The 10713-nt window shown below is 61.9% G+C and carries 12 protein-coding genes; 8 read left to right on the top strand and 4 right to left on the bottom strand.

Annotated features, from left to right (window positions below; all coding sequences use genetic code 11):
* Positions 1-21: 21 nt before the first annotated feature.
* Complete coding sequence (locus ACYP33_RS33405) at positions 22-657, bottom strand: NADPH-dependent F420 reductase (protein WP_459625396.1); 636 nt, start codon at positions 655-657, stop codon at positions 22-24.
* Positions 658-706: 49 nt separating this feature from the next.
* Positions 707-1567, bottom strand: coding sequence for an inositol monophosphatase family protein (locus ACYP33_RS33400; protein ID WP_459625395.1), 861 nt, complete (start codon positions 1565-1567; stop codon positions 707-709).
* Positions 1568-1670: 103 nt separating this feature from the next.
* On the opposite strand from ACYP33_RS33400, the gene ACYP33_RS33395 reads away from it, so the two are divergent.
* A complete protein-coding gene (locus tag ACYP33_RS33395; protein ID WP_459625394.1) occupies positions 1671-2573 on the top strand; it encodes a LysR family transcriptional regulator in 903 nt (300 codons plus the stop codon).
* 39 nt (positions 2574-2612) lie between these two features.
* Here the strand turns inward: ACYP33_RS33395 and ACYP33_RS33390 are convergent, their stop codons facing one another.
* Complete coding sequence (locus tag ACYP33_RS33390) at positions 2613-2831, bottom strand: DUF3820 family protein (RefSeq protein WP_414441758.1); 219 nt, start codon at positions 2829-2831, stop codon at positions 2613-2615.
* A 174-nt stretch (positions 2832-3005) separates the two neighbouring features.
* Here ACYP33_RS33390 and ACYP33_RS33385 point away from each other — a divergent pair, with 174 nt between their 5' ends.
* The 4 genes from ACYP33_RS33385 (at position 3006) to ACYP33_RS33370 (ending at position 4912) form a co-directional block, all read left to right on the top strand.
* Positions 3006-3518: a hypothetical protein gene (locus tag ACYP33_RS33385; RefSeq protein ID WP_414447776.1), complete on the top strand. Its 513-nt coding sequence runs from the start codon at positions 3006-3008 to the stop codon at positions 3516-3518.
* A 38-nt stretch (positions 3519-3556) separates the two neighbouring features.
* Entirely contained in the window at positions 3557-4240 is a 684-nt protein-coding gene (locus ACYP33_RS33380) for a hypothetical protein (RefSeq protein WP_459625393.1), read from the top strand.
* 106 nt (positions 4241-4346) lie between these two features.
* A complete protein-coding gene (locus ACYP33_RS33375) occupies positions 4347-4544 on the top strand; it encodes a type II toxin-antitoxin system VapB family antitoxin (RefSeq protein WP_414447774.1) in 198 nt (65 codons plus the stop codon).
* Positions 4541-4912, top strand: coding sequence for a type II toxin-antitoxin system VapC family toxin (locus ACYP33_RS33370; RefSeq protein ID WP_414447773.1), 372 nt, complete (start codon positions 4541-4543; stop codon positions 4910-4912). The genes ACYP33_RS33375 and ACYP33_RS33370 overlap by 4 nt, the downstream gene beginning before the upstream one ends.
* Before the next feature lie 515 nt (positions 4913-5427).
* Here ACYP33_RS33370 and ACYP33_RS33365 read toward each other — a convergent pair.
* Positions 5428-6804 (bottom strand): glycoside hydrolase family 28 protein, encoded by a 1377-nt coding sequence (locus tag ACYP33_RS33365; RefSeq protein WP_459625392.1) that lies wholly within the window; start codon positions 6802-6804, stop codon positions 5428-5430.
* Between the two features lie 1240 nt (positions 6805-8044).
* Between ACYP33_RS33365 and tssD the strand changes: the two genes are divergently transcribed.
* The 3 genes from tssD (at position 8045) to ACYP33_RS33350 (ending at position 10707) form a co-directional block, all read left to right on the top strand.
* Positions 8045-8527 (top strand): type VI secretion system tube protein TssD, encoded by a 483-nt coding sequence (gene tssD, locus ACYP33_RS33360; protein ID WP_459625483.1) that lies wholly within the window; start codon positions 8045-8047, stop codon positions 8525-8527.
* 14 nt (positions 8528-8541) lie between these two features.
* Positions 8542-9060, top strand: a complete 519-nt coding sequence (locus tag ACYP33_RS33355; RefSeq protein WP_414447770.1) for a DUF2778 domain-containing protein — start codon at positions 8542-8544, stop codon at positions 9058-9060.
* 540 nt (positions 9061-9600) lie between these two features.
* Positions 9601-10707: an alpha/beta fold hydrolase gene (locus tag ACYP33_RS33350; protein ID WP_459625391.1), complete on the top strand. Its 1107-nt coding sequence runs from the start codon at positions 9601-9603 to the stop codon at positions 10705-10707.
* Positions 10708-10713: the final 6 nt, after the last annotated feature.

The following is a 10713-nucleotide window of genomic DNA, read 5'->3' as shown; positions in this document are numbered from 1 at the left end:
CAGGCGCCGCGTCGCCTCAACTCAACTCGCCACCGTCAACGCAAACGGCTTGAACCCCGACGCGCGAACGAGATGCGGCACCATCAGCATCATTGCTTCCGTCGCGCGCGCCGATTCGATCGCCCCGAGATCGAGCATATCGTGCGCCGGCCAGCCCAGTTCGATCAACAGCCGCGCCACTTCCTCCTTGGCTTCGCCGTCGTTGCCGCTCAGAAATGCCTTCGGTGGTATCGCCAGCGCACCCGGCGCGGTCATGACACTGACGTGCATCGTGTTCAGCGTCTTGACCACCTGCGTGCCGGGCAGCGCGGCCTGCAACTGTTCACCCAGGCTGCTGCCCGCGTAGAGCAGCCCGCCGGGCATGCCGTCCGGCAGGCGCTCGGTGGCGTTCGCGAGGTCGAGCAGGATGCTGCCCTTCAACGCGTCGCCCAGCGCGCTGAGGCATGCCAGCGCGACATGGCCGGGCAGCGCGTTGATGACGATGCGCGACGTGCCGGCCGCGTCCTCCAGCGTCGTGTGATGGACGGCCGGCCCGCGCCAGCGCGCCGATCCGGCTTGCGGGTTGCGATGGCCGACGGTGACGTGATGGCCTCGATCGACGAGCGCTTGTGCGAGCGAGGTGCCGACGCGTCCCGCGCCGAGAATGCCGAGATTCATGGGGTGTCCTGATTGATTGGAAATCGGTTGATCGATAGGGTGTGGCGCGTCAAACCACGTCGCGCAACGCGTCGATGCATTCGCCGTGAACGCCGGGCGCGCAGGCCAGGAAATCGTCGCTCGCGAGCGTCCACGGCCGGCCGCGCAGGTCGGTCACCATGCCGCCCGCCTCGCCGATCAGCAACGCGCCGGCCGCTTGCCCCGAGCGCACGTTGCTGTGCTGCCAGAAGCCGTCGATCCGGCCGGCGGCGACCTGCACGAGCGGGAACGTGGCGGGCACGCTCATGCGCACCACCAGCGCCCGGCGCAGCATTGCCGTGATCGATGCGCCGATGCGGCGGTGGGTGGCGTCGCTTTCGCCAGGCTTGGCCTGGCCGGTCGTGACGAGGGCGGCGCGCAGTTCCGTCCGGGTGGACGTGCGCATCGGCACGCCATCGGCATACGCCACGCCGCTGCCGCGAACTGCCGTGTAGAGCCGCCCGGCAACCGGCTCGTGGATCGCCGTGAGCACCGGCACGTTGTCGCGTATCAGCGTGGCGCTGACGCCCCATTCCGCCAGGCCGTGCACATGGTTGATGTTGCCCTCGACGGGATCGACGAGCCACCATTCGCCGTCGGGCAGCGCGCCGCCTTCGAGCTCGTCCTCGACCCAGCGCGCGGCGGGGCGGGCCTGCGTCAGCAGCGGGCGCAACATGGCGAGCGAGATGGCGTCGTTGGCGTGGATCGCCTCGATCACGCCGGGCAGCGTGTCCGGCGTGCGGACCTGCGGGTCGAAGTGGCGCAGCATCGCGTCGCCTGCCGCGCGCACGGCGGCGACGGTCGCGGCCAGCAGCGCGCCGTCGTCTGCCGTCGTGACGGCTTGCGCGGCAAGCTGGCCCGCGATGTATCGCTTGGGGTCCTGAGTATTCATATCCGGTTGCACTCCTGAATGCGCATCGGCGCGAACAGGCTTCATTTTTCGGTAGCGAGTGATTAACATCAAATCAATTGTCGTTACCGCTGAGTTAACCCAAATGCAACTCGATATGAACCTGCTGGTGGCGCTCGACGCCTTGCTCGACGAAGGCAGCGTCGGCGGCGCGGCGGCGCGCATGCATGTCAGTTCGCCGGCGATGAGCCGGACGCTCGACCGCATCCGGCACATGACGGGCGACCCGATCCTGGTGCGCGCCGGCCGCGCGATGATGCCCACGCCGTATGCGGAATCGGTTCGCGAAGAGGTGCACGCGATCGTGGCGCGCGCGCAGGCGGTGCTGGCGCAGCAACGCCATTTCGATGTGTCGAAACTGACGCGCAGCTTCGTGATCCAGTGTCACGACGCGCTCGCCTGCACGTTGGGCCCGGCGCTGCTGGCGCGCCTGCGCGAGGCCGCGCCGCACGCCAGCCTGCGCGTGCTGGCCGAGGCGTCGACCGATGCGCCGGAATGGCGGCAAGGGCAGATCGATCTGCATATCGGCGCGGCGATTCCCGCGCAGGCGGAGATTCACCACGCAGTGCTCGGCCACGACACGATGGTCGTCGCGATGCGGGCCGGGCATCCGCTGGCGGGTGGCCGGCTCACCGCACGCCGTTACGCGAGTGCGGAGCACATCATCGTGTCGCGTCGCGGGCGGCTGCGCGATCCGGTGGACGATGTGCTGGCCGCGCAGGCGCTGGCGCGCCGGGTGGTGGCGTCGGCGCCCACGGCAGCGGCTGCGCTGTGCATGGTCGGCGCCTCGGATTTGCTGGTGGTGGTGCCGACGCATGGCTGCGCCGCGCTGGCGGGCTCGCTCGGGCTGGTAACGCGGCCGATGCCGGTGCCCGTGTCGGCCTTGCCGGTGGTGGCGTCATGGCATGGGCGATACGAGGGAGACCGGGCGCATGCGTGGTTGCGCGAGAGGGTGGCGGCGGTGGCGGGGGAGATGTTGCGGGGATGACGCTCGCCCGCTTTTACCGGGCTGGCTTTGGATGCGGCGTCAACGCGGCGGCTTGCGCAACGGGTCCAGCAAGCTCTTCAAGCCGTTATGGTCGATCTCCTGCATCAACGCGAGCAGCCGACCGATCTCGCCCGGCGGAAACCCTTCGCGGGCGAACCAGTTCAGATAATGCCCGGGCAGGTCGGCGAGAATCCGGCCTTTGAATTTGCCGAAGGGCATGGTCAGGGTGACGAGGCGTTCGAGGTCGGGCGTTTGCATGGGGCGTATTGTGCATGGATTTCCGATGCGACATGGTTTCGGCAGCGCGCATCGCCTGCGTTGAATACGTTTCCGGCAAGCCGCTTCAATGAAATCGACAGCGCAACACCCATCGTCGATAATCTCGCCGCGTAAAATGCCATTCACCCCGATAACCTCGACGAGCCGCCCTCCATGTCAATCCAGCGAGCCTTGTTTCTCACGGCGATGTTTCTGTTTTCCGGTATTGCCGAAGCGCAGCAAGTCGGCGTGGTGGATGGCGGCGTGTATTACTCCGTCAATCCGGCATTGCCGAAAGGCACGCGCGTTCAAGTCCTGAGCGACGATGGCCGAGGCGTCATCCAATGCTGCGGCGAGATTGCCGGCCCGGCCAGACAGGCGAATCGCCAGGTGCTCGACAGCCTGCGCGACCGCCCGGTCACGGCCTATGCGCTGACGCCGGGCGGCGCGTTGTCGGCCGACAGCGCCGGCTTCGGCATTGCCGGCAACGTGAAGATGATCAGGCAGGGCGCGCATCCGCAAGGCATTCTGGAAGACGGCTCACACTTGAATTTCTCGATTTGCGCTTCGTCGGAGGGCATGCATTATCTGGGGCGGCGCGCCGGCGACAATAAATTGCTCGTGCATCTCTACGAATATTTCGACGGCGATCTGGAGTCGAATTGCAAGGACAGCGAATTGAAATGAGCCGGAACGGCCGCCAACATTCGATTATCGATATCAAGATGAAGCCGCATTCCCGCGCGTTCGTCGCAGTCCTGGGTGTTGCCGCGATCGTCGCCGCAACAACCAGTGCTCCGGCCTGGTCCGCCGAAACCGCATTCCCGCGCTTCGCCCAGAAGGAAGGCCGGCTCGACGCCAACGACACGCCGCTTTCGGGCGTGACACTTTGCGTGCTGCCCGACAAAAACCCGTGCTTCGAAATGCCGTCCAGCCCGATCCCGGGCGACGCGAAGGATCGCTATCAATTCGCGCTCAACCCGCGATCGGAGCGGTTGCCGCTGGCCGGCGGCGGCTCGTGGGTGTTTTTCTCGGGCATGTTCTCGGGCGGCGGCAGCGGCATGCTCGAACGCGTGGCCGTGCTGCGCTACGCGGCCGACGGCAGGATCGAGAACCTAATGCCAGAGGTGACGGCCACCGACATCGCCGACCGCGCGATGTGGAACGTGCCCGAGGTTTCGCCGTATCCGGTGTTCATCCGCGCCGATTTCATCTGGGGCGACGGCGAGGATCACTTCGGTCAGCATGGGTTCGGCGTCGACGGCTGGACGTTTGATCCGGGCGTTCATCAGTACCGGAAAGTGTTTTCGTATCGCACCGCGCGGCGCTACGCGCGCGGCGACCAGGACGATCATGTCTTGAAGGCCGAGCGTGAGGAGATCCTGCGGCGGTTGAAAGCGGGGCGTTGATTCGGGCTGCACATGGACGGGCCGTGGCGTCAGTCGGCGTCGGTCAGGCACTTTAATTGGCATCAAACGATGCTATTATTGGTGCCTTGAGAAAAAGGAGGTTTCTGTGCGTACTACCATTGCGCTTGATGACGACTTGGTCGCCAAGGCCCAGGCCTATACGGGAGTGGAAGAAAAATCCGCGCTCGTGCGTGAAGCACTGAAGGCCTTGATCCAGCGTGAGGCCGCAAAGCGGCTCGCAAATCTTGGAGGAAGCCAACCGGGTATCAAGAGCGCACCGCGTCGGCGGCAGGACGACAAATGATCCTCGTCGATACATCGGTCTGGATCGATCACATCAATGCGACCGATCCCATGCTGGTTGAGCTGCTCGCCGAGGAGCGCGTGTTGATTCACCCCTATGTGGTCGGGGAAATTGCACTCGGCAGTTTGCGTAACCGCGAAGTCGTGCTTGGTGCGCTACGGGATTTGCCGACTGCGCCCGTTGCCACTCCGGATGAAACGTTCTACCTGATCGAGCGTGAAGGTTTGTTCAATCGCGGAATCGGATATGTGGACACGTCGTTATTGGCCTCGGCGCGTCTGAAACCTGGTGTCGTCATCTGGACGCGTGACAAACGCTTGAGGAAAGTGGCTGACGAACTTAACCTCGGCGCAGTGCTGGGGCACTAGCTGGCGGGAAACGCCGGCGGTCCGCTTCGCTTCAGCACCGGTGGCCCACGGACTGGTCAGAAGCGACTGATAGGTATGGAATAAGACGTTGATATTGGCCGTTTTCGATAGGCGGGTGCTCGTGCCGCTCTCGTTGGAAAGCCTCATCGGGTCTACTTCGAATCGCACGGCCAAGGCGATCTCGAAGGCGTATTCCAAACCCCGCGCAGGCGTGGAATCACGATTTTTACTGGAAATCGCTGAGCTCGACAAAGTGGGATCTGATCGTAGATGCCCCCGGTGTTTCGCTGTCGATCACGGTAAGCGGTGCCAATATCCCGGCAGCGGGCAAATGCGGCTGTATGGTGGTGATGGCCAGCCGCTTGTCGACTTCGACTCGATCACGGCGGCCGCCATGAGTGCCGGCGCGATGACCATCGCGCCGGGCACCAGAATGCTTACCGTAAGCGCTCGCTATTTACTATGTTCGATTTCGATTATGTCGAGCGCTGCTGGCCGTTCTTTCACAATCCGGGTTAGAGCTGCGCCGGGATCGTGATACTGCTCGGACAGGACAGGGTCGGGCCGCTGTCGGTGATAGACACCACCTGACCGTTCGAGCCGATCGAGGTGGTCAGGCTGCTTTTGCTGCCCAGTTGCAATTCTCCGTTTGTCACCGAGAAGGCGTTGCCGCCGCTGATCTGGCTATTGGTGATGCGGATTCCCGTGTCGCCCGTTGCCGGTTGGCCCATCCGGCTGTTCGAGAGCCCGACGATGGCGCCTTGCTGCTTGGTGGCGGTGGCGATCACGTTGTCGATATTGACGTTGGCGATAATTGGCAGGTTGCCGCCGGTGCCCGATGCGTAGGCGTAGGTGAACAGGAACGGCTGCTGGACGTTGCGCATGCAGGTGTTCCGATAGGTGATGTCGGTGGTTGCGCCGCTGTCCTTGGCAGTCTGGTCGGTCTTGATCCGGTAGCCGAAGTCGGTACCGCTGAACTGCACCGTGTCGATCGTCACCTGCGAGACGCCAGGGTTGGCCAGCGTGGTGCCGGCCGCTTCCTGGCCGCCGATCGAGATGCCATGACCGCCGCCGACCACGCAATGGCCGATGGTGACGTTCGAGGTGGCCGCACCGCCCGCGTTGGACTTGATAGCGATGTCGTCGTCGCCGGTGTCCAGCACGCAGTTGCGGACAGCCGCGGTTTGGGTGCCGATGATGTCGATCGCGTCGGTATTCGGCGCGAGATCGTTGCCGCTGGCATTGCGATTCGGGTTTGCGTAGATCCACACGCCGTCGATCGTGACGTTTTTGGAACCGGACTCGATCACCAACTGTTCCTTCGGCGAATTGCGAATGATCAGCGCATTGTCGGTGGCATTGGACGAACTCGGAAAAGCGACGATCGATTGCGATTTTCCGGCATCGGTGAAGTTCGAGCCGATTTGCAGGGTCGAGCCGGTGATCGCGATCAGCTTCGGTCGAGCCGTGTTGTTTTGGCCGACCGCCGCTGGCCAGTAGTCCTGACCATCGCCATCGATCGCGCCGGTGCCGGTAATGGTCAAATTGCTCAGATTGCTTCCGGTGAGCATCGCGCCGCTGGCGGGCTGCGAGGGCGAGCCTTTCAATGTGAAACCCTTCTCCAGCTTCAACACGATGTTGCTGGCCAGGTTCACGCTGGTGATGACTGCTGTCGAGATGCCGTTGTTGCTGGTCAGGTCGACCAGGCCCGGGCTGCTGCTGGTACCGCTGGCGGCGCACTGCTTGATTGCATTCTGAAGGTTGGTGGTATTGCTGCTGGCCGAACTGCTCCACTGGGGCGTGCAGGTCTCGGCCTTGGCAGATGCCTGCACGGTGAGCGCGGCGAAGGTAGACAGCGCCAGTGCCGCGCGCATGCTGATATTCCTTTTCATCGTTTTTCCTTGTCTTTGAATGGCGGAGGAAATCAAGCTCGACACGCACGCGGAAGCAGGCGGCCAATGAATCGCTGCCAACGGTGGGTCGAACCTCTGCCAGGATTCCCTTCGAACCCTGGGTACTGCCCGGTGACACCGACTTGTGCGGATCATGCGGATCAGCGAGGTCGGTGATCGTGGTGTCGTGGAGCCGGCCCGCGATCGTGATGTTCTATGAGGGGATGCCGTTGACGTTTCGCGCCCGATCGGGCCCAGCGCACTCGCGTCGGTATCGGCGCTGGTCTGGGCGACCCTGGAGCAGGGCTGCACGCCAAAGGCCCCGACCTGAAAGCCGACGGCAGGGGAGGAAGGACGGTGCGATGCCATTCAATGAGGCGATGTGATGGATGGCCCAATCGTTAGGCATCCAGATCGAGCCTGCTGTCATTACGGCGCTGTCGGGGGACGTGGCGCAGGCGCCAGCGACTCCCGGCGTATCGGTGCCTTCGCCTCCGAAGGCGCCGAGTAGCGTGCTGCCCATCGGAGCCCCGTCATAGCCAAGGAATTCTCGCTTCATGATCCTGAATATTTTGAGCGGATCCGATTCGCCGGATGGCGCTTGGAAGTCGTGGGTGGTCACTGCTGTCTCCGGCATATGTGCTGATCTTGTCGATGGGAGGCAATGGCGAGGTGATATCTAATGTCATACGATGACACGATGATAGGATGATGGGAAAATAAAGCAAGGCCCGTATCTACCCTATGAAAAGCGGTTTGTAATATCGAAATAAACCCTGTATTTAAGCATTTTATTCAGATTTCTTGGATCCGGACAGAGTTTGATTGCACGACGACAGGGGACTGAGCCAGCTGCGGTATTGGGTTTGACATGTGATGTCAGATGTCTTGAAAGGCGCTTGAGTCACATGGAACGGTACGATTTTCGGCTCGTACGTTCCGCCTGACGACATCGGCATCCGAAAACGGGAGAGGACTAGAGATTCGCGGCTCGTCTGCCGAGCGCGCCAAAGCGTTCCGGCAGGAATGCCTGAAGTGATCGCGCTGCCGGCAGGTATGCACGTCTGGCTCGCGGCCGGCGTGCCAGATATGCGCTGCGCGCTACCGATTTGTTGGATAAATAATAATCAAATGATTCCTTGCCTCGTATCAAGGCGCCGCATTGGGTTTTTAGTTCATTGTTTCGATGTTTTGGTGCTCGCCAGAATGTCGTTCCAACTCAATGAAGGAGAAAGTCGGCATGCCCATTCCCGCGTACATGTGGCTGAAAGATGATGGTGGTGCGGACATAAAAGGCTCGTCAAGCGTTCAGGGTCGGCAAGGAAGCATTGAAGTTATCAGCTTTGGGCACGGCGTGAATCTGCCGGTTGATGCCGCTAATGGAAAAATCACTGGCGCGCGCGTTCACTCGGCAGTCGCGTTTGAAAAGGAATTTGATGCTGCAACGCCCTATCTATACAAGGCTGTCGCTAAGGGGCAGACGTTGCAGTCCGCTGAAATCAAATGGTATCGCATCGACGACGCGGGAAAGGAGGAGGTGTATTTCGTGATGCTGTTGGAGGGTGTGAAGGTCTGCGGCATCAATGCCGGCATGGCTAATGCAAAACTGGCACAGGCATCCGCGCTCAATCATGTCGAGTCCGTTTCCATGATGTATGACCGCATCACGTGGCATTACCTGGATGGAAATATTAAATTTTCTGACTCGTGGAATGAACGCTGATAAATGGGGCAGCCATGGCTTATCAAGGAAAATTTTTTGTGAATAACGTGCCGTTGGCACCTCTCACGATTTTTGGTGTCGGTACGTTCAACGCGTTTTCAGGAAACAATCAATATCGTAATCGAGGCGGCTGCACTGCGGTTCTCGATAACGGTCCCATTCCAGCAGGCAGATACTGGATCATTGATCGACCGACCGGTGGTATAGGTTCCATTGCCTTCGCACGCTTCAAAGACGAATGGAACACTTTTTTTGGAAACCCGTCGAATCACCGAGAATGGTTTGCACTGTATCGGGATGATGGGAAAATTGACGACGTGACGTGGGTAAATGGCGTCAAGCGTGGGCAGTTTCGATTGCATCCGGCAGGTGGGCATGGCATCTCGCTCGGCTGCATTACCCTGCCGAGCCGCGTCGATTTCCTGAGAATCCGGAACGCATTGCTGCACACCACAAAAATTCCTGCAGGGAATTCGGGGCTTGACGCCTATGGAACAATCGAGGTCATCACGTATGGCAACACTTGCCCGTAGGCTGTTCAAGCTCGCGTTATTCATCGGCTTGTTTCTTCTTTCAGTCCGATATGTACACCCATACCCCTATGCGTGGACAGAAACCCAGGCGCATGCATGGTTGTACACGTCCCAGGCCCTGGGTATTCGCGACCCAGACGATTTATATTTCGTGATATGGGTGACGATCGAATTGGTTGTGGCAGTGCTTGCCTATCTGGCAATCGTGAAACTATGGCGCAGGTCTCGAACGCATTGCCTGAATCAAACCTCGGGTAGATAGGCATTCGATCGATGGGCGAACGTCGTACCCGGCGGCTCGCCCGGAAAACCCCGCATCCCGCTTTCACCCGCCTTTCGCGCACATTCCTCACCGAATCCGCCGCCCCCATCTGCGCAGAATTGTCCTCCTCCAGAGCAATTCCCTCCCATCCGAGCAGGGCGGGCACGTCTATCGTTGAACCCGGCCCGGCAGCTTCGGCATCGCCGGAAACACCCCGGGCCGCACTCAGTCATTCGTCATCCTGTTGTTATCGGATCGACAGCTCACACGGATAAAAAATGTTTACATCGAGACTCCGCGGCCTCGCGCTCGGCGTGTTGCTCGCCGGCGCGGGCTTCCTCAACACGGCCCACGCCGACGCCACCGCCCCAGCAGCCCCAGCAGCCACACCTCCCACCCCCGAACAGGCCGGCGATTTCGTCGCGCACGATTTCACGTTCTCCGACGGCACGATCCTGCCGGACGTGCGGATTCACTACGTGACGATCGGCACGCCGCACCGCGACGCCTCGGGCCGGATCGACAACGCCGTGCTGCTGATGCACGGCACCACGGCCACCAGCCAGGAATTCCTGACGCCGCTGATGCGCCGCGAACTGTATGCGCCGGGCCAGCCGCTCGACGCGCGCCGCTATTTCGTAGTGATTCCCGACGGCCTGGGCCGTGGCGGCTCCAGCAAGCCGAGCGACGGCATGGGCGCGGCGTTCCCGCACTACGGCTACACCGACGTGGTGGAAGCCAATCACCGGATGCTGGTGGAGGGCCTGCACGTGACGCATCTGCGCCTGGTGCTCGGCGTGTCGATGGGCGGCATGCAGACCTGGATGTGGGGCGAGCGCTACCCGGCGATGGCCGACGCGCTGATGCCGGTGGTCAGCCAGCCGATCCCGATCGCCGGGCGCAACTGGCTGTGGCGGCAGATGATGATCGGCGCGATCCGCAACGATCCGGGCTGGCAGGACGGCGCCTACAAGACGGAACCGACGCAATGGCTGCGCATGATGCCGATCTTCGCGCTGATGACGGTGAACCCGGCGCGCATGCAGGAGGAAGCGCCCGACCGGCAGGCCGCCACGGCGCTCTACGACACGCAGGTCGAGCGCGCGAGGAAGAGCGACGCGAACGACGTGCTGTACTGGTTCGAATCGTCGCGCGATTACAACCCCACGCCCGATCTCGGCAAGATCCGCGCGCGCCTGCTCGCCGTGAATTTCGACGACGACCTGCTGAACGCCACCGATCTCGGCGTCATGCAGCGCTACGTGCCGCTCGTGCCGCACGGCAGTTATGTCGAAGTGCCGGAATCGAGCCATTCCTACGGACATCTGACGCAAACGCATCCGGAAGCCTGGAAATCCTATGTGGCCAAACTGTTGGCCAATTGAAACGCG

It is taken from the genome of Burkholderia sp. 3C (genome assembly GCF_054589155.1).
Note: the sequence above shows the minus strand (reverse complement) of the source record. Positions and strands in the feature narration are given on the sequence as shown.

Bases quoted from the DNA above. Each gene is read 5' to 3' on its own strand.
- ACYP33_RS33405 (WP_459625396.1), bottom strand. From the start codon at position 657: ATGAATCTCGGCATTCTCGGCGCGGGACGCGTCGGCACCTCGCTCGCA.
- ACYP33_RS33400 (WP_459625395.1), bottom strand. From the start codon at position 1,567: ATGAATACTCAGGACCCCAAGCGATACATCGCGGGCCAGCTTGCCGCG.
- ACYP33_RS33395 (WP_459625394.1), top strand. From the start codon at position 1,671: ATGCAACTCGATATGAACCTGCTGGTGGCGCTCGACGCCTTGCTCGAC.
- ACYP33_RS33390 (WP_414441758.1), bottom strand. From the start codon at position 2,831: ATGCAAACGCCCGACCTCGAACGCCTCGTCACCCTGACCATGCCCTTC.
- ACYP33_RS33385 (WP_414447776.1), top strand. From the start codon at position 3,006: ATGTCAATCCAGCGAGCCTTGTTTCTCACGGCGATGTTTCTGTTTTCC.
- ACYP33_RS33380 (WP_459625393.1), top strand. From the start codon at position 3,557: ATGAAGCCGCATTCCCGCGCGTTCGTCGCAGTCCTGGGTGTTGCCGCG.
- ACYP33_RS33370 (WP_414447773.1), top strand. From the start codon at position 4,541: ATGATCCTCGTCGATACATCGGTCTGGATCGATCACATCAATGCGACC.
- ACYP33_RS33365 (WP_459625392.1), bottom strand. From the start codon at position 6,804: ATGAAAAGGAATATCAGCATGCGCGCGGCACTGGCGCTGTCTACCTTC.
- tssD (WP_459625483.1), top strand. From the start codon at position 8,045: ATGCCCATTCCCGCGTACATGTGGCTGAAAGATGATGGTGGTGCGGAC.
- ACYP33_RS33355 (WP_414447770.1), top strand. From the start codon at position 8,542: ATGGCTTATCAAGGAAAATTTTTTGTGAATAACGTGCCGTTGGCACCT.
- ACYP33_RS33350 (WP_459625391.1), top strand. From the start codon at position 9,601: ATGTTTACATCGAGACTCCGCGGCCTCGCGCTCGGCGTGTTGCTCGCC.